Origin of the sequence: Bradyrhizobium diazoefficiens, assembly GCF_016612535.1 — a bacterium.
GTDB lineage: Bacteria > Pseudomonadota > Alphaproteobacteria > Rhizobiales > Xanthobacteraceae > Bradyrhizobium > Bradyrhizobium diazoefficiens_C.
Genome location: NZ_JAENXS010000001.1, coordinates 777905 through 795301, shown reverse-complemented (window position 1 = coordinate 795301; position 17397 = coordinate 777905). Strand labels below are relative to the sequence as shown.

Here is a 17397-nt window from a genome sequence, read left to right as displayed (position 1 = left end):
ATTTCCGACTTCGCTCGATTCGCGAGCTATGGCTTTCGGAGGAAGCCGATTGACCGATCAATTTCCCAAAGCGGCGGCATTGCTGACGCTCTCCGCGGACCAGCGGAAGAAGCTGGCTGCCTTGGCGCGGGTGAAGGCCCGCGGCACCACCTTGGAGGCGGACGACCTCCTGCAGGGCGCCAAGGCGCGATGGCTGAATCCGGATTCGACGGCCGGAAACGATGCGTTCGAAGTTCTGTCGGGCGCGGTGAACAGCATCGCGTCCAATGATCGGCGCCGAAGCGCCACGGTCCGTCGTGGTGAAGGGAAACGGCTCGTCGCCGCGTCCATCGATGCGCCAGATCCGATCGAACTCGCACAGGACCTGGGCCCCTCCCAGGATGACGCGTACCTCCGCGAGCAGATCTACCGGATGTGCGACGACGAGGAGATAAAAACTCTGCTGCTCCTCCTGGATGACAATGCGACGCGGGCGGAAATCCTTGCCGAAACTGGCTGGGACGTGACGAACTATGAAACCGTCAGGAAGAGAATGAAGAAGTGGGGTGCTTCCCTATACAAGGAAGGGAAATTGTGATGGAGACCGATCGTGAACTTTCGTTTCGCGAAGAGCTCCTGGAAGAGATACAGCAGGAGATTCTTTCGCTCGAAGGACCCGCGTTGGACGAGTACCTGCTCGCCTTGGGTATGGATCCGAACCATCTTCTGGAAAGCTTTGACGCGGTTTTTCAGGATCCGGAAATCGCCGCGAAGCGCCGGAAATTCGCAGCTGCCCGGCAGCGTTCGCGTGAATCCCAAGCCCCCCTCAGCGCCTCGGTCTTGTCGTTCGAGCCATCGAAAAAGCGCGAGATACTCGCTGCCCTTACGAAAAGAGTTGACCTCACCGGCGACATGACCATCGCGGCGCGAAACCGACGCATCGAATCCGATGACGATCTCGACAGCTTCCTCGAAGCTTGTCTGCGGCTAGGCCTTATTGACGAGTCCGGCAAGCTGAAGGAATGACCTCTTGCGGCCAGCCGAACAACTCCTCGTGGAACTCGGCGTTTCCGAGGCCAAGGAAATCGACCTTCTCGCCATCGCCGATTGCGTCGGCGCGCAAGTTCTCTACAGGCGGCTCGTCGGCTGCGAGGCTCAGATCATCGGCTTCAAGGATCGCGCGATCATTCATGTGAGCGATGGGGCGAGACCGAACAGGAAAAGGTTCAGCACCGGTCATGAGCTCGGGCATTGGCATCACCACCGAGGCCAGTCGTTCGTCTGCCGTTCCGATGACATCGGTCGTCCCTTGGACGAGCGCTCGCGAAATGCCGAGCGAATGGCCGACGTCTATTCCGCCGACCTCATCCTTCCTCCATACCTCATTAAGCCGAAGCTTCATGCGATCGGAGAGGTTTCGCTCGACGCGATAGTCGGACTTGCGCACGAGTTCTCGGCCAGCCTGGCCGCGACCGGCATCCGGATCATGCGGATGACGCGCGAGCCTTTGATCCTGATCGCAAAGGATCTGGCAGGCACGAAATGGCAATGGCCGGGAATCACGGTCGGAGGTCTCAGGGTTCGGGACGATATCGATCTGAGATCTAGCGTGAGCGTGTCGCTCGCAGGCGTCAACCGGGTCGGACCCGTCAAGAAGGAGTCGGCGAGCTATTGGTTCGATCGCCGACACATCGAGCAATTCGACGTCAAGGTTCAAAGCGTCCGGACAATAGAAGGCGAAGCGCTCACGCTTCTGCGGATCCCGGATCTCAAGATGATCGAAATCTACGGGTGATGCGACGATTTCGCGAGTTGCGCAGCTCTCTCTTTAATAACCCTGATCGGGAGCCGCCGGTAAGGTCAGCATCTGGCGTCGAAGAACGGTCACGCCGTATTGAGCATCCATATGCCGTTGAAATAGATCGAACAGGGCCTGGACGTTTTCGGTCAAAGCAGGGTCGTCGATCGGCGATAGAGTTGCCTGGTGCTCCTGAGCCGTGCCCCAGAGCCATCTTTGGAAACGGTCGAGGTTCGCGTCGCCCACGAAGATCGTGGCGGCCACCCACAAACCCATCATCCAGTCATAGAATGCACGCGCCACTTTCGGGTCGAGAAGACGGAAAAGGAGATTCATCGCGATCCTCCGTCAGGCCCCAGCGAACCGCTACAATGTAGCCGATTCGGCGAAGCGCGATCTTGTGAATATTGGGGATTGCCGAGGTCGGAAGAGCGGGAATGTGTGGGTGAGAGATGGGTTATTGTCTGATCTGTAAGACACGCTCGGATTCCAGCAGAACGTTCTTGCTTGGTCGGGGCCGCCGTCGGCCCACTTCAAGGTGAAGCACCTGTTGCGCCAGCGAACGCTCATTCCGAAGAAGTCCGGCGAATGGAGCTGAATGACGTTTGCGATCGGTCCGGCGTCATCGGCTGGAGACTGTGTCGGCCGACGAGCCGGCGACGACATGCCCCTTGAGCCAGCTGCCGATCCCCATGCTACCTGCCTCGCCAGGAAGCAGCGTTGCTGTGCGGGTGCGAGCTGGCTGAAGGGCGCATCAGTCAATTGTCTGCTCTTGATCGGTGCGGGATAGGCTGCGGATTGTGCAATCTCGATGCCTGCCAGGGCGACTGACAGGATTCGCTCATCCGCATTGTCGGCGACCATCGTTCCAGGTGCAGCTGGAATTGGCATCCACGCGAACGGCGGCCTTGGTGCAAGCAAGTATATGCGTCGATTGCCGCGCCGACGGCGATGATCAAATTGGGTGTGGATTCTGGATTGCCGGCCGACCGCGCTAAGTGGACGCGATCATCACGCCGATAATCAAGTCATTGTATTCCCTAGTACATCGGAGATATGGCGCCTTTAGGCGCCGATATCGCCGTTTGCGGAAGCTTAAGGCGCCAAAAAATTGACACACAGCGAAAAAGCGATTACAATACTGGGACCATAAGACGCCAAAAAGGCATTTAAGGAGCCTTAAGACGCCATGCCTCCTCGCAGCCAACTGATAAGTGCGCCTCCCTCGGCCGTCCAGGAGGCGATCAAGCGCCTAGGAAACAACCTTCGGACCGCACGCCTCCGCCGCAACCTCAGCCACGCGGAGCTGGCAGCCAAGTTGGGGGTAGACCGTCACGTCATCGCTGACGCGGAGAACGGCAAATTGAGCACGAGTGCCGGCGTGTATGTTGGCATGCTGTGGGCAATGAACCTGCTCGCGTCGCTTGCCGACGTTGCCAATCCGAAGAACGATGAGGAGGGGCTTGCTCTAAGCGGCCTCGATGAGCGTGAACGTGCGCGACAAGGGGGAGGGCCAAGCAATGCCTTCTGAGGAGTGTTTCGTCTACATCACGCTGCCAAGCCAGACAGAACCGGTTACGGCGGGGCGGTACCAGCTCGACACGACACGCCAAGGTGCTGCTGTCGGACAATTCGTCTACGGCCGCAGCTACCTTGAGCGAAAGGATCGCGTCGAGTTCGACCCGGTCGAGCTCAAGATTCAAGTCCCTCCGTTCCTGACAACGAAGCTGCGCGGCAATTTTGGGGCGTTGCGGGACAGCTCTCCGGACGCATGGGGCCGCAAGCTCATCGAAACTCGTTTGGGTAATCCATCGCCGAGCGAGATTCAATATCTGCTCAATTCACCCGATGATCGCGCCGGCGCTTTAGGCTTCGGTCTCAACGTGCAACCGCCGGCACCTGCTCGTGCGTTCAACAAAAGGCTGGACTTGGCGCGGTTGATCGAAGTGGCCGACCAGATCGTCGCCGCAGAAAAGGATCCGGCAGCACCCGCACCAGCTGGTGCTGACGCCGAACAGGCCGAGGCCTTGATGCGCGCGGGCACCTCGATGGGAGGCGCGCGGCCGAAGGCTACCGTCGAAGACGAGGATGCGCTTTGGCTCGCGAAATTCCCGCATCGCGACGATCGATGGAATAACCCGCGGGTCGAACATGCCATGCTGACCCTTGCTCGCGAGTGCGGGATCTCGTGCGCGGAGAGCCAGATGACCACGATCGGCGACAAGGACGTCGTCTTGATCAAGCGGTTCGATCGCAACAAGGCCGGGAAGGGGTACCTTCGCAGTAGGATGGTGAGCGCCTTGACGCTGCTCGATGCCGATGACATGCCCGACACTGTCGATAAGCGTCAAAAATGGTCGTATCTTCTGCTGGCCGACGAAATCCGACGAGCCGCATCCGGAAGTCAGTCGAAGGATCTGCCAGAGCTGTTTCGGCGGGTGTGCTTCAATGCTCTCATCTCCAACACCGACGATCATCCACGCAACCATGCCATTTTGGCAAAGGATCAGGCCTGGTCGCTCTCGCCGGCATACGACCTCACACCGAACCCGATGATTGCCTTGGAGCGCCGGGACCTGGCGATGGCCTTTGGCAACTGGGGACGATACGCCAACCGGCTCAATTTGCTGTCGCAGTGTGAACGTTTTCTCCTGTCCAAAGAAGAGGCAACCGCAGTCGTCGACTGCATGAAAGCGACCATTGGGGAGTCCTGGTATCGGGTCTGCCGACAGGTGGGCGTCAGCGAGCGGGACTGCGAATTGATCCGCAGCGCGTTCGTTTACGAAGGCTTCGGTTACGATCTGGCGGATCCGACGATCGCAACCGACGACGCCGAAGAACTGCCGACAACCCGCCCGCGCTAAGCCGCAGCTGCTTGATGCTGCGAACGAGGCACCTGCGAACCTGCAACTGGTATTTTTCGAATGATTCAGATATCGTCAACGGCCGTTCCCGGAATCCTTGGAGGTGGGCAGTAGTCTGCGGTCGGCAGCTTGCCGCCAGCGTTTGCGCGGCGCTCGACGGATGCTGCCGTCGTCACGAAGATTGGCAAACGCCGGGGCGGTCCGGTAAGTGTAACGCCGAGCCGCTCCGCGGTGGACAAAAGCGGGGGCTCTCTTTGGACGCTCGGGCCTTCTGCAGATCGCACGATCGCGAAAAATCTACGGTGCAGGCGGAGAGCGACTTGCCCCAGCTGGGAGACTCACTCTAAGCACAAAACACGGTATAACTTCCTGGCGATCTGAAGAATGTCGAAACCTGGCCTTAATTTACCTGCGAGCGGGTATGCAATCATCGTCGATGGTCACGTGAAAGCCGAGTTCGCGACCAGAGACGGCGTAGAAGGTGGGGCGCAGGATTTGAAGCGCCGATTTCCCATGCTGCAAGTCGAGATCTACGATGCAGCCGCGCAAGCCGCGCGGCATGTGAGTGCACCGTAAATTGCCGGTGTGACAACCCGGCATTTAGGTTCGATCAACCGGCATCCAATTTTTTTTGCTAAGTCAGGTCATGGCAAAGGCCGAATCAGAGCGCGCAGTTCGAGCTTTGGCAACGACGTGGTATGACACGCTTGCCGAAGAGGACCGTAAGCATCCGAGCTTCTCTGCGTTCAAAACGTGGCTCTCCAGCAACCACTATTCGCACTTCCTGAATTTCCGCTCCCGCATGGGAGCGGACTACGACGCTGAGATGTGGTTCGACGACGAACTCGAGCAGACGTGGCGGAGGTGAGGCTTGGGCCAAGAGACACGGCGCCCGGAATGGGGAAACATTTCGCAGATCATATCTGCGCTCTGCGCCGTGGCGCTGGCCATCTTGGCCATTTACGGGTTCTTCTTTTCGAAGACCTCGCAGGCGTTCGTGAGCTACCTCCAATCGGAGTTGGCATTGCGCAATATACGTATTGTGAGCCTGGAGCAGACCGAAAAGGACCTGCAGCGCTCCATTGCGGAAAGCCAGGTGAGCTTGAGCAGCTTGACCGAACAGAAAGCCACGCTGGAACGGCAGATTGCCGAGCTCCAGATCGCGCAACAAGCTTACGCCAAGCAAGTGCAGGAACTCGGTGCCCAGCTCGTCGGCACGACGTTCTCGCTCGTTCGGGAAAAGATACTGGTCAGCAAGGCGACCCTTCTATCGGAGCTGGACGTTGTGGAATTGAAAATACAGACAGACTGGTACGACAAGGGCGTACCGGTACAGACGGTCAGGCCCTGGCAATCCTACCTCAAGACGCTCCAGAACAAGATGTCGGAGCTTCCTGAAGCGGATAGAACAATGGGCAAAGCGGTCCTGGATAAGTTCATTCAGCAGTGTAACAGCTTAAGCTCAGTCGTGATCCAAGTGCCGGCCATGCGGGTCGCCTCAAGCGAGAGCTTATCTGCCTATGATTACAATATCGACAGGCATCCGGTCGGAGTTCGCGCCAAGGCAATAGCCAATCAGATCCGCAAGGCGGAGGACGACATGCAAGCCTGCTTCAAATCCCTCGCTCAATAGAAGCTGGGGGCATCGCCAGTGCCAGCGAGCCTGCTGAACGGCTTTGACTCTGCTCGCAAGCAGCGTCTCGAATTGCCGCTTTGCCGAAGCGCCTTCAAAAGCATTTCAGTGTCGCCCGGAAACCCCGGTGATGTCGATTTCGAACGGCGTCTCAAGCACCGTTTCGTTCAGCACACGGACGAATGTCGTCAGGGCAGACCAGAACTCGTCCCACTCCGGCCAAGTGGCATAGCCAAGCGGCACGCCCTTCCGGATCGCATTGTGATCGGCACGGGCGATCAGCTTGTTGCGGGCGGCCCTTGTCTTGTCGCGCAGCTTGTACATGGTTTGCCTGCTGGAACCGTGCGGAGTTCGGCGAGAAGCTGTCGACGAAACTCGATGGTGAATTTCTTGCGGCCGTTTGCCGGATCGGTAATCTCCGGGCTAAGGTGAAAGGGGAGGCGACTTTTCGGATTGCTTCCGCGGCGCGGCGGCCCGTCAGGCGATCGGAGTCGTGTTGCTCCCGGCGACGATGAGGTCGAATCTTTGAACGGCCGCTTGGCGGGATGGCTACAATTTAAGCCATCAGAAGACAGCGGCCATGACAAAGCCTTTCATCGAAAACAATTCGTTGATGCAGCGACGAGGTCGTGCGTCGCCTTTCATACTGTTCGCTCAGGACGAACCGACGGCCAGCCCGACGGGAAGGCCGTCGGCGCCCTCCGTTAAATCTCTGGAAGTCTTACGAAGAGCAGAAACGCGGAAGCGAGGGAGTGCCGATGCCGGAATTCGCGGACGAGAATCTTGCAACTTTGGTCAGGCGGATGATGCCGTCGAGGCCAATCGATTGGATCGTGCAGGTGACGGACAATCACGACGATGATTGCGCATTGTTCAATCGCAACGTTCTTCGCGTACACCCGCTTTCGGCGAACCACGTCTTCGATGCAGGGCTGCACTTGGTGCCGAAGCACCACCCGCTCAGACTGAGGCGGGTCAACTCCGAGATATTGCCGGGCGTGGCATCGCGCATCGCCGTCGACATGTGGGAAGCTCGCTTCGTCAAGAGCCACAAGGGCGCTTGACCGAGAAACACGTCTACCTGGCGCGTACCCTTGATCGAGAATACGTCGCGTTTGGGGAATGCGCGGCAACGGCCGAGCTACACGCACTCCGCGAACTGAGGAGCGCCATCTCCAAACAAGCGCGTCTGGCCAGAGCCCGAGCTAAGCGGGCCGAGGACTATTAGGCACTCCTCCGTAGCCGTTGTGCCCGGGGCCGGTACGACAGCGCTCACCGGGTCGACCTTGCCAGCTAAGAACGATGGCTGCCGAAACATCTGAGAGAAGCTTTCAGGCACTACGAAAAAGGCCTCTCCCTGCGGGTGATCGAAAACGAAGCGGTCGACCTAGTGCCTTCGTTGGACGATCGCACTTGGCAGATCTGATCTATCAATTAGACCGCGATGTTGCGCGCGCGGAAGAGGAAACCGATAGACAGGCGCTGGACCGCCGGTTTGGTGGAGGGGGGTAGCAAAGCGCGATGAAGGGAGACGAAGTTCCCGGTTTCAACAGTTTGGCGTCATGCGCGATGGAGCTGTTGAAACCTTTGGTTTTCAATGATAAATAGGGTTTCAACAGTAGGGCAACTAAAACTGATCGAAGTGTTGAAACCATGGATTTTCAAGAGCTTAACAATGATCAGCGCCGCGAGGTGGTCAATAGCCAGCAGCGCTTTCAGGCCCTGCGAGATGCCAAGGAGGCGTACGATACTCATCGCGGTTCCCTGACCTGGGTGGAGTCCAAGGGCCGCGAATACCTCGTCCGGAGCTACTACGACAAAGCCGGGCTCCGGAAGCAAGCCTCGCTGGGCCCGCGTTCCCCCGAAACTGAAAAGATGAAGGCCGACTTCGAAGCTAAACGCGCTGCGGCAGACGACCGCGTAAAGAACTTGCGCGACACCATGGAGCGGCAGGCCGCAGTCAATCGTGCGCTCGGCTTGGGTCGTGTACCGTTGATCGGAGCCCGGATCATGCGCGCTCTCGACAGCTTCGGAATGTTAGGTTCTGGCATTCGGATTCTCGGGACGAACGCGATCTACGGATATGAAGCCTCTTCCGGTGTCAGACTCGATCCGGGCTTGGCCACGACTGAAGACATCGATCTGCTGTTCGACGCGCGCGGCGGGCTTATGTTTTTCGCGGACGACGACGTCTCCGAGTCATCGCTCCTGAAGATACTCAAGCGAGTGGACACCAGCTTCGAACGCGCCAAGCAGACGTTCCGTGCTGTAAACAGGGACGGCTATCTCGTCGATTTGATTAAGCCAATGCAGAGCCCACCTTGGAAGAAAGGTCCCGACAAGATCGGCTCTGACCCGGAAGATTTGACCGCCGTGCAAATCGAAGGACTCGATTGGCTGCAGAATGCTCCCGCCTTCGAGGCGGTCGCGATCGACGAAAAGGGCGAACCTGTGCGCATCGTCGCTCCAGACCCGCGGGTTTGGGCTGCGCATAAGCTTTGGCTGTCCCGGCGTGCGGACAGGGAGCCGCTTAAGCGACAACGAGACGCAGCGCAGGCGGAAGCTGTCGGGGCTCTGGTCGCGAACTATCTCACTCATCTGCCATTCGACGCAGAACAGCTGAGGATGCTTCCGAAAGAAGTGGTAGACAGCGCGGAGCCGCTTTTCGTTAAGAAAGACACCGCGGCCCGAGCCTAACAGTAGGTCTCGAACGACCAAGGCCGGCATATCCGGTGCCGACCATTGCGGCACCATGCCGATGATCGGCATGATGCTGCTGCTCATCGGCGTGCCGACCATCATCATGGCGGCATCATCACCGTCATCATCATCCTCAGCACCAGCACCCAGCACCAGCACCCAGCACCAGCATCGCGATGGACCACCGGCATTGCTGGCAGTCCAGCGGCTGCTGGCGCCAGAGAACGATCAATAATCGATTGCGATCACCGCAGGCGAAATCTTCGCGGCGTTAATGTTTGGCTTCCGAGCTGGCCGCTGATTTCCGATGACTGGGCATCGACTTACAAAATCGAGTCGTTCTAAAACCCCGGAATAGAGTCGCTCTTATAGCTCAAGCGAGTCGTTCTTAAGTGGACGTCAGGAGGCTGCTGCATGCATAACAGAAGCTGGTGGGCCCGCCTGGATTCGAACCAGGAACCAGACCGTTATGAGCGGCCGGCTCTAACCATTGAGCTACAGGCCCCGACGCTGAAACGCGGCCGCGTTGTGCGCCATGATCGTTTACAGGTTGGCCGGCATTCCGGCAATCCTCTAAAGTTTCAAGCAAACTAGGAATTTGCACGCAGTCCGCGCTTAGCTTTGCAGGGTCAAACCTCGCGAGCCTCTGCCGGTCGGGATCATGATCTCGCGTTGTGTATTGCCGACGAAATCAAGTATCAGGCGCTTGCCATCGATGAGCACCGCAACGACTTCGCTCCGACGCTGTGGGACGTTCGTCACCCGAAACATCCGAACAGCATCGCCCAACCGCGCCCGCTCTCCGGCGTTGAGCAGCGCTGGTTTGTAGGTGCCCACGCAAATGTTGGGGGCGGCTAGGCTTTGTGCCATCGCGCAGGCGGCCCGTGCCCTCAGGAATAGAGGCAACTACTAGACTTAGTAGGTTTGTTGTTCCCGAGTCTTAGCTAACTGAAGAGAGCCGTTTGGCAGATACGCCTAGTGCAACATAAGGCAGAACAGCCAGGCTGTCCCGCAACCTTAAACTGTCGCAATCGGCCGCTGACAGAAAGGTGCGGCCGGACCGAGGAGAAAACTCTATGCTGTTCGATTTAACCGCGCTACGCCAAATCCCTCTCGCGCTGGCCCTACTTGCGTGCAGCGTAACGGGGAGCGCCGGCGCCGACGATCCGCCGCCGCGTCCCGACGCCCAGACGCCGGTCGGCCAGAAGGGAGGGCCCGGCGCGCGCAACGCCAGCGCGCCGACTTCCCCGTCGGGGGCCGAGCAGCATCGTCTGCCGCCGGATTCCACCATCAAACAGACGCTGGAGCTGCCCGGGCGGACGCTTCGTTTCATCGCGACTGCGGGCTCGATTCCCGTGTTCGACCACAAGGGCGAGCCGCAGGCCGACATCGCCTACACCTCCTATCAGCTCGACGGCACAGATCGCCTCACGCGTCCGGTGACGTTCCTCTTCAACGGCGGCCCGGGATCATCCTCTGCTTGGCTGCAGTTCGGCAGTGCCGGGCCATGGCGGCTGCCGATCGATGCGGAAACTGTCACCGCGTCGGCCTCGCCCGAGGTCAGGCCCAACGCCGAGACGTGGCTCGATTTCACTGACCTCGTGTTCATCGATCCCGTCGGTACTGGCTATAGCCGGTTCGTGGCGACGGGCGAAAATGTGCCCGGGCAATTCTATTCGGTCGATGGTGACGCCAGTTCAATCGCGCTTGTGATCCGCCGCTGGCTCGAGAAGCACGAGCGGCTCTCCTCGCCGAAATATGTCGCGGGCGAAAGCTATGGCGGCATTCGCGGACCGAAGGTTGTGCGCAATCTGCAGATGGAGCAGGGCGTCGGCGTGAAGGGCCTGATCCTGCTGTCGCCGTTGTTCAACTACCGAGAGTTCACAAGCACGAGCCTTCTGGGATTTGTCGCAACGCTGCCAAGCTATGTCGCGGTGGCCCGCGAAGCCAAGGGCGAGGACAGGGGGACGGTCAAACGCGCCGATCTCGCCGATGTCGAAGCTTACGCGCGTGGCGAATTTTTGGCCGACCTCATCAAGGGCGAAGCAGACGAGGAGGCCACCAACCGTCTCGCCGACAAGGTCGCCGCTTTGACCGGCATTGACAAGGCCGTAAGCCGACGGCTCGCCGGGCGCTTTGACCGCGGCGAATTCCGCCGCGAGTTCGACCGCAAGAGCGGCAAGGTGACCGGCGGTTACGACGCCTCGGTGCGCGGCCTCGATCCCTATCCGGACTCGGATAGCTACCGCTTCGGCGATCCCTCGGGCGATGCGCTAGCGGCGCCGTTGAGCAGTGCCGCCGTCGATGTCCTGACGCGCAAGCTCAACTGGCGGCCGGACGGCTCGTATAAACTGCTCAACCGCGCGGTCACACGGGCCTGGAATTTCGGACACCAGAGCCTACCGGAGTCGCTTTCAGAGCTGCGCGAGATCCTTGCCACGGACGCGAAGATGAACGTCATGGTCGGGCACGGCCTGTTCGATATTGTTACGCCCTATTTCGGCTCGAAGCTGGCGCTCGATCAGTTGCCGCCCTTTGCGTCGGCGCCGCGGGTCAAACTCGCGGTTTATCCGGGCGGCCACATGTTCTATTCACGCGACGCCTCGCGCCAGGCCTTTCGTGCCGAGGTCGAATCGATGATGAAGTAGGGCGTGTATGCGCGGCGAGAGTCTCCAAGGTAAGCTCTCAGTTCGCGGAACTACCATGGAAGTCGAAAATCTTTCAGCGTGCCTGGCTGTGGCACTCAAATACGAAGGTGGATACTCGAACACTCGAAATGATCCGGGCAATTGGACCGGCGGCCAACTCGGCATCGGAGCTCTCAAAGGAACCAAATACGGGATCGCAGCTCATGTGTATCCGGCTCTCAAAATCAAGAACCTGACGCTTGAAGACGCAAAGTCGACTTATGAAAGAGACATTGGAGAAAGTGCGCGGTGATAGTCTGCCTTACGGCGTCGATCTTGCGATTTGACGCTAGCGTGATGTCCGGACCTCGGCGAGGCGTTCGGTGGTTGCAAGGGGCGGTCGAGGCTAACAGGATGGAATCGTCGGAATGAGACGATTGCGAAGGCGCTTGCCGCCAACAGCAAAGCGACGATCCAAAGCATTTTGCGCGAAACATCGAGGCTTTGTGCAATTCCTTTTATCGCGAGCACATTTCGGTCGGGGCTGGTCACGGCGCATCGCTGAGGTTGAGGCGAAGGCCGTCGCCATGTGCCTGACGCGCGGAACAGGGTAGCTAGCGCAGGAGGACCAGGCGGAGATAAGGCAGCATGGTATCGCTGCACGCGGTAGATGCGCGCGCATTTGATCGCTCATGCTTTCGGAAGAGCTCGTATCCGAGCGCGGACATCCCCTCAAGCTGACGGCCGAGACGATGTGAGGTGTGATTTGCCGACTGGACGTTCGAGGTGGGGTCTGTGCGCGATTGGCGCGCTTCTCGTGGCCAAAGCTCGGCGGTCTGAAGCCCTGGCAGGCAAACTCGTACGGATGGGCCGATCATTGAACCTGGGTTGCCGGTCATTGCAAGATGCTCCGTCATCGCCTTGTTCGCCGACAACACGGCCCGTTCCCGCCCCTGACTCTCTCTATCTGGGAGCCGGCCGACCTATTGTATCCCAGCCACGTTTTTCGTTCTGCTCTGTGCTTTCACGATCATCAGCCACACACGTCAGCGTCCCTCTGCGCCATGGAACGAACGTCTGCGAGGGCTTCGACGCGTGCCGAGCGGCAGCGGAAACTTTGGCGTTGGGAGCCCCTCACCAAAATTCCATGTGCATCCCAGGCAAGGTTCAAGCTGAAGCGATTGGCGCTTGCTCAGCAACTGCCTCTGTGCGAGTCGAGGAGTTCCCGAAGTGCGATAGGAGGAATCTTCCTGTGACAGGCTCTCTTGATGGCGAAATTCGCGACGGTCGGCATCAAATGCGCGTCCGCGTTTTTTTCGAAGACACTGACTCCGGCCAGATTGTTTATCACGCCAATTTTTTGCGCTTCATGGAACGCGGCAGAACAAATTACTTGCGTTTGCTCGGAATGAATCAGCAGGAGCTCCTGAAAGAAGCGCGGAGAGATGCGCCGGGCTTTGCCTTCGTTGTCCGTTCAATGAGTATCGACTTTCTAAAGCCGGCAATCTTGGATGACCTGCTTGAGGTTGTCACGGTTCCAGAAGACGTGAGGGGCGCGTCGATTACCCTGCTGCAAGAATGCAGGCGTGCAGACGATCTCTTAGTCACAGCCCGCGTGCGCGTTGCCTTTATCTCAGGCGGAAAGGCGCAACGCATCCCGAAGGCGCTGCGGCTCGCCATGGAAGGGGCGTAGAAAAATCTACGCTTGTTCACGCTGCCGCCCTCCAGCGTCCCAGCGGAATCAAGCAGCTAGTATCCTGTTGTGATATCGTCAAACCAAAAGAACAGCCTTTTTGACTTTCACGCTTCTGCAATCGTCCAGTAGCTTTTGCAGCTTGCGGGGACTGAGGTTGCGCATGTCGGCCTGGTGGAAGCTCTCGCTATTCGGCAACTCTTTGAGCAGTTCAAGCAACGCATGCTCGGGCGATGACACGGTCAGCGGCCATTCGCTCTCGCCCCATATCTGCTTGAATGGGCCGCCTGGAATTCATCGGCGGCGGTGCCCGTATTGCTCTGGACATTCCAGGTGCAGTTCTTGAGCCCCTTCGTCACCGGATCGGCTTGGAAGGCGTTGTGCTCTCGCGGAATGTGAAGCGCTCATTGAGCGGAAGCTTGAAGAGCCATCCAGGCGGAGCATCGGGACCGTACAGATAAACGACTGTCGGCCCTTCAGCCCGGAAGTAGTGCGAAAAACCTTGCAGTTCGAGCGCGGTTCGCCCTCTGACGATCAGGGGGCGCGCAAGCGGGGTCTGAAGCGATATGACGGCCTTCTGCCATGTCAGGGTGCCAAGCGGACGGTTGAAAGTCCCACGCGACAGCTGAACCAGCCAGCCGAGACATATTGGCTGCGCAGACCTGTCGAATAGCCATGCTTCGTCATCCACTCGGCATCGACCAAGAGACCTTCCGGGAGGGTATGTTCAAGAAAGTTTAGCTTTCCGCCAGAAGACTTAGTCATGCTTAGCGATACAGCAGAACTTTAAACACTGGAAAGTTCATAGATTTGCAAATTCGGTAAGTCTGACTAGCAGAAAACTCATAATCAAACCTGGCTCGTCGACCACGCCAATCACACTTCGATCTCCAATGCGCAGCCATGGGTGAAGCGAAGCGGAGAAGGGAAGCCGTCTTAAACGGCCCGTGTCCATGCGGCTCGCAGAAGACCGCGCGTCTCTGTTGCTTCACCGGCCAGGGCTGGCACAAGCCGCACGCTGTCCTTGGACTTAAAGCGCTGCCTGCCACGGGACGTGTCGAAAAATGCTACATCCAGGAGCTGGATCCAGCGTTGCACCCATCTCCGCCGAACACATCATTTCGGATTCCGTCTGCCGCGTCTTGAGGGGCGACGGTGAGTTTTCGATCTCAGGGGCTGCGACTTCACATCAACTTCGATGGCCGCTTCAACTTGTACGACGCCAACTTTGCGCGTCTCGGGCACCGCATCTACCCGGAACGGATCATCATTCCGTGGGCAGGGAAAACCGGTTCACATGTCCGGATCTGCTCAAGGGGTCCGCGTCAGCCTCTGCACCGGCGGAGCCCGACGGTTAGAAAGCGGTCGAGCATGGCATTGACCTGATCTGCAACCTCGATCGTGTTGTAGTGTCCGGCGAGCATCGTCTTCGCTATGACCAGCTGTGGACAGATCTCCTGGAGCCGATCGAGATCGCGCGCCATGTTCACGAGCGGAACATCGGCCGAAATGTAAGCCATGGGAATCCAGCAGGCCTCTGCAGCCGGGACCGGATCATAGTTCAGGATAGCGTTCCGAATCATTGAATGAGCCACATGCTGTGGCGTCCTCTCGCAAGACGGACGTACATAGGTTTCGTAGATCATCTTTCGTCGGGCAGGATCTTCGAAATCGCAGCCCAGTTCCCATGCGTTTGCTTTTAAAACCAGCAGATAGTTGGGCCCGCCGATACCTTCCAGAAGTGCTCGAACTCCGGGAGATTCGCGCAAGATCGGGGGCGGCATGATGATCGTATCGATCATCACCATGCCCGAGGCCAGATCCGGATAGCGGCCGCATAGTTCGAGCGCGATCCGGCCTCCCATGCTGTGGCCAATCACAACCGGCTTGTGTAGTTCCAGTTGAGCGCATTGCCAAGCGATGTCGTCCGCAAATCCTGCCATGGTATAGTCTTGCTGGGGTCCATCGCTGGAGCCGTGACCGCGAAGATTGACGGCCACGACGCGACGGCTTTGAGAGAAGTGGGCGATCTGGGGCGTGAAGATGCCGTGGTCGCCTGTCCAGCCATTGACAAGGAGCAGCGGAGGAACTTCCGCGGCTACAGGTCCGGCCTCAACATGTGCCAAACGTACACCGTCGCGGCTCAACAGAACGGGCCTCAACTTGTGATAAGAGATCACGGTCACTTTCCTCCTGGGCTGGGCTTGCCTTCCATGGACTTCGGCTCAGCCTTCGGCCGGAAGACCGGGGGCGCTCCCAAGCTCATGAGACTCGCCAAACCCAGTTCGGCCGAGGTCGTTGCGAGATCGTCTCCCGTCGCCGAAAGGCTTGGGACGGGCGCGTCAATGCCAAACATCGGCAAGCAAGCCATAAGACCAAGTAACAAGGTGAAGGCAAATGAATCGGGATAAATGCGCAAGGCATCCTTCTCTTTGATCGGCCATTGCGCCAGCCTGGCGCGTGGAGATGTTTCCACCAGCAAGAGGCAATTCATCGAGCAGTGGCCGTTTCGCTGATCGTTTGGCCGGTTCGCGATGGACTCAAATTCATGAGTGGCTACGTCGCTGACGTCCGACAGCGGCGAGAAGCTCCATCTCGTTGACAAGGCCAGAGGTATCAATATCGGCTTTAATAGCCTCGCCAAGCCTCCGGGCCGCGACTTTGAATTGCGGTTCCGTGATCAGCCGGTTTATGGCTGCCGCAATATCCGGTTCAGAAGCCGTCGGCCCCAATCGAAGTCCCACGCCCTTCGCCTCGACCCGCGCAGCGTTGGCCAACTGGTCTCGCGCCATTGGCAGAATCAGTTGCGGCAAAGCGTTGATCAGTGAACGGGTGACGGTGCCGTGGCCGCCTTGTGATATGACCATGGAAACGTCCCTCATGATGGAGTCATGGGGAGCACCGCACATCAAATGCACGTTCTGCGGAGCTCGAAAGTCGGCCACGTCCAGACTCGGACCTGTTGTAAACACAGCGTCGATCTCAACCTTTCCGACGGCGTCGATGACGCGCTGGAACAGATCGCGCTGGTTCTGCGCACCCGTGCTACAGGCGATCAGCGCGCGAGAACGATCAGACTGCCCGGGCCATGGAGCCTGCCACGACTTCGACCAATTCGGCACATCGAGCAACGGTCCAATATAGCGAAAATTGTCCGGAAGAGAGGTGGCTTCGAAGTCAAAGGCCCGACTGGTCGCGAGCAGAACGCGGTCAGCCCGGTCGAACAGATCCATAACGTCGGGAAGAACGGGAAGTCCGCAATCAACGCGGGCCCGATTGAGGATAGGAAGAGACGCATTCATCGCGCCATGGAGAGCGGCACAGGCTGCTGCCACCTCGGCCTGCTCCTCTGGCGTTTTCGGTTGCCCCAATCCGGACGTAGCCGGCGGCATTCCCGGCAGGATCCGAAGGCTGACGTGAGGCGAAAGAAACGCGAAAGGTACGCCGGACGCTTCCGCCCCAAGTGCCGCTCCGAACAGAAAATCGAGGCTAAGGACGGCATCCGCTGGTAAGCGGCCAATTTCGTCCCCAATATCTCTCGCGTAGGCAGAGCAAGGCTCAAAGACGACCCTGCGCATCCGATCTTGCAGGTTCGAGACATCTGTTGGATCCGCAGCCTCCCCGATTGGGGCGCTTCGCCATGACACGAACTCGAAATCGGCGGCGTCGACTTCTGCACGCATGGCGGGGTCCGCAATGACCCGAACATGGTGACCATGCCCGCGCAACCGCCGGGCCGCGGTGAGGAGCGGACTGAGGTTTCCCAACGTGCCCCACGAGGCGAGGAGAAAACGGTAATACATCACAGAAGTTCAACTCCTTCGCTTCAAAGAAGGCGGCGCTGTCGCCACTTGCTAAGATCGGCTGCGCGCGTGCGCGGACCTGAGAGGGCCGCAACGTGCCACGCGACCACCCAGTGCGGCGCACGCCTCACCCACATAGGCGCCCCCTCGTTACGGGCGGCCGGCCGCCCCAAGCGCTTCCACGGACTGATTTACCGCTACGGCGCACCTCTACGAGCCCTCTTGGCTTTGTGAGATGTTCGATCTGCCTTGACTCCGATCTGTTTCGGCCTGCCATCAAGCGAAGTGACGCGGGCCCTC

At 58.9% G+C, this 17397-nt stretch carries 21 protein-coding genes, 1 tRNA gene and 2 pseudogenes; 16 read left to right on the top strand and 8 right to left on the bottom strand.

The window, feature by feature from the left end; all coding sequences use genetic code 11:
• Nucleotides 1-49 precede the first annotated feature (49 nt).
• The 4 genes and pseudogenes from JJE66_RS03765 to JJE66_RS37845 all read left to right on the top strand — a co-directional run bounded on the left by JJE66_RS03765 (nucleotide 50) and on the right by JJE66_RS37845 (nucleotide 1774).
• Complete coding sequence (locus tag JJE66_RS03765) at nucleotides 50-577, top strand: hypothetical protein (protein ID WP_200512764.1); 528 nt, start codon at nucleotides 50-52, stop codon at nucleotides 575-577.
• Complete coding sequence (locus JJE66_RS03760) at nucleotides 577-1005, top strand: hypothetical protein (protein ID WP_197967210.1); 429 nt, start codon at nucleotides 577-579, stop codon at nucleotides 1003-1005. Before JJE66_RS03765 ends, JJE66_RS03760 begins: the two co-directional genes overlap by 1 nt.
• Nucleotides 1006-1033: 28 nt before the next feature.
• A pseudogene (locus tag JJE66_RS38810) lies at nucleotides 1034-1405 on the top strand (ImmA/IrrE family metallo-endopeptidase); the annotation flags it as partial.
• A 66-nt stretch (nucleotides 1406-1471) separates the two neighbouring features.
• Nucleotides 1472-1774: a hypothetical protein gene (locus JJE66_RS37845; protein ID WP_246756054.1), complete on the top strand. Its 303-nt coding sequence runs from the start codon at nucleotides 1472-1474 to the stop codon at nucleotides 1772-1774.
• Nucleotides 1775-1807: 33 nt separating this feature from the next.
• On the opposite strand, the gene JJE66_RS03750 is transcribed toward JJE66_RS37845, so the two are convergent.
• The gene (locus JJE66_RS03750; RefSeq protein WP_200512762.1) at nucleotides 1808-2113 is read right to left on the bottom strand and encodes a hypothetical protein; all 306 of its coding nucleotides are present in this window, start codon (nucleotides 2111-2113) and stop codon (nucleotides 1808-1810) included.
• A gap of 853 nt (nucleotides 2114-2966) precedes the next feature.
• Between JJE66_RS03750 and JJE66_RS03745 the strand changes: the two genes are divergently transcribed.
• The 5 genes from JJE66_RS03745 to JJE66_RS03725 all read left to right on the top strand — a co-directional run bounded on the left by JJE66_RS03745 (nucleotide 2967) and on the right by JJE66_RS03725 (nucleotide 6274).
• Nucleotides 2967-3308, top strand: a complete 342-nt coding sequence (locus tag JJE66_RS03745; RefSeq protein WP_200512761.1) for a helix-turn-helix transcriptional regulator — start codon at nucleotides 2967-2969, stop codon at nucleotides 3306-3308.
• Nucleotides 3298-4641 carry a type II toxin-antitoxin system HipA family toxin gene (locus tag JJE66_RS03740; protein WP_200515262.1) on the top strand — a complete coding sequence of 448 codons (1344 nt, stop codon included), beginning with the start codon at nucleotides 3298-3300 and terminating at the stop codon, nucleotides 4639-4641. The genes JJE66_RS03745 and JJE66_RS03740 overlap by 11 nt, the downstream gene beginning before the upstream one ends.
• A gap of 384 nt (nucleotides 4642-5025) precedes the next feature.
• Entirely contained in the window at nucleotides 5026-5217 is a 192-nt protein-coding gene (locus JJE66_RS03735; protein WP_197967215.1) for a hypothetical protein, read from the top strand.
• 70 nt (nucleotides 5218-5287) lie between these two features.
• Nucleotides 5288-5509 (top strand): hypothetical protein, encoded by a 222-nt coding sequence (locus JJE66_RS03730; protein WP_200512760.1) that lies wholly within the window; start codon nucleotides 5288-5290, stop codon nucleotides 5507-5509.
• Between the two features lie 3 nt (nucleotides 5510-5512).
• A complete protein-coding gene (locus tag JJE66_RS03725; RefSeq protein ID WP_200512759.1) occupies nucleotides 5513-6274 on the top strand; it encodes a hypothetical protein in 762 nt (253 codons plus the stop codon).
• Nucleotides 6275-6379: 105 nt separating this feature from the next.
• Here the strand turns inward: JJE66_RS03725 and JJE66_RS03720 are convergent, their stop codons facing one another.
• Entirely contained in the window at nucleotides 6380-6598 is a 219-nt protein-coding gene (locus JJE66_RS03720; RefSeq protein WP_200512758.1) for a hypothetical protein, read from the bottom strand.
• A 434-nt stretch (nucleotides 6599-7032) separates the two neighbouring features.
• On the opposite strand from JJE66_RS03720, the gene JJE66_RS03715 reads away from it, so the two are divergent.
• From JJE66_RS03715 to JJE66_RS03705, 3 genes are all read left to right on the top strand, one after another.
• Entirely contained in the window at nucleotides 7033-7338 is a 306-nt protein-coding gene (locus tag JJE66_RS03715; RefSeq protein WP_200512757.1) for a hypothetical protein, read from the top strand.
• Between the two features lie 589 nt (nucleotides 7339-7927).
• Nucleotides 7928-8971, top strand: a complete 1044-nt coding sequence (locus JJE66_RS03710; protein WP_200512756.1) for a nucleotidyltransferase domain-containing protein — start codon at nucleotides 7928-7930, stop codon at nucleotides 8969-8971.
• A gap of 55 nt (nucleotides 8972-9026) precedes the next feature.
• Nucleotides 9027-9209, top strand: coding sequence for a hypothetical protein (locus JJE66_RS03705; RefSeq protein WP_200512755.1), 183 nt, complete (start codon nucleotides 9027-9029; stop codon nucleotides 9207-9209).
• Nucleotides 9210-9403: 194 nt separating this feature from the next.
• On the opposite strand, the gene JJE66_RS03700 is transcribed toward JJE66_RS03705, so the two are convergent.
• Nucleotides 9404-9479 (bottom strand) — tRNA-Ile (locus JJE66_RS03700).
• 116 nt (nucleotides 9480-9595) lie between these two features.
• Here JJE66_RS03700 and JJE66_RS03695 point away from each other — a divergent pair.
• From JJE66_RS03695 to JJE66_RS03680, 4 genes are all read left to right on the top strand, one after another.
• Complete coding sequence (locus tag JJE66_RS03695) at nucleotides 9596-9832, top strand: DUF2235 domain-containing protein (RefSeq protein ID WP_200512754.1); 237 nt, start codon at nucleotides 9596-9598, stop codon at nucleotides 9830-9832.
• A gap of 218 nt (nucleotides 9833-10050) precedes the next feature.
• Complete coding sequence (locus JJE66_RS03690) at nucleotides 10051-11622, top strand: S10 family peptidase (RefSeq protein ID WP_200512753.1); 1572 nt, start codon at nucleotides 10051-10053, stop codon at nucleotides 11620-11622.
• Between the two features lie 55 nt (nucleotides 11623-11677).
• A complete protein-coding gene (locus tag JJE66_RS03685; protein ID WP_200512752.1) occupies nucleotides 11678-11914 on the top strand; it encodes a glycosyl hydrolase 108 family protein in 237 nt (78 codons plus the stop codon).
• A 939-nt stretch (nucleotides 11915-12853) separates the two neighbouring features.
• Nucleotides 12854-13294 (top strand): YbgC/FadM family acyl-CoA thioesterase, encoded by a 441-nt coding sequence (locus JJE66_RS03680; protein WP_200512751.1) that lies wholly within the window; start codon nucleotides 12854-12856, stop codon nucleotides 13292-13294.
• 78 nt (nucleotides 13295-13372) lie between these two features.
• On the opposite strand, the gene JJE66_RS37840 is transcribed toward JJE66_RS03680, so the two are convergent.
• The 5 genes and pseudogenes from JJE66_RS37840 to JJE66_RS03660 form a co-directional block, all read right to left on the bottom strand.
• Nucleotides 13373-13513, bottom strand: coding sequence for a type IV toxin-antitoxin system AbiEi family antitoxin domain-containing protein (locus JJE66_RS37840; RefSeq protein WP_246756051.1), 141 nt, complete (start codon nucleotides 13511-13513; stop codon nucleotides 13373-13375).
• Nucleotides 13514-13649: 136 nt separating this feature from the next.
• Nucleotides 13650-13981: pseudogene (locus JJE66_RS37835) on the bottom strand (AbiEi antitoxin N-terminal domain-containing protein).
• Between the two features lie 638 nt (nucleotides 13982-14619).
• Nucleotides 14620-15474, bottom strand: a complete 855-nt coding sequence (locus JJE66_RS03670) for an alpha/beta hydrolase (protein WP_311979822.1) — start codon at nucleotides 15472-15474, stop codon at nucleotides 14620-14622.
• Nucleotides 15475-15476: 2 nt separating this feature from the next.
• Nucleotides 15477-15776, bottom strand: a complete 300-nt coding sequence (locus tag JJE66_RS03665) for a hypothetical protein (protein WP_200512750.1) — start codon at nucleotides 15774-15776, stop codon at nucleotides 15477-15479.
• A 64-nt stretch (nucleotides 15777-15840) separates the two neighbouring features.
• On the bottom strand, nucleotides 15841-17097 hold the full coding sequence (locus JJE66_RS03660) for a glycosyltransferase (protein WP_200512749.1): 1257 nt from the start codon (nucleotides 17095-17097) through the stop codon (nucleotides 15841-15843).
• Nucleotides 17098-17397 lie beyond the last annotated feature (300 nt).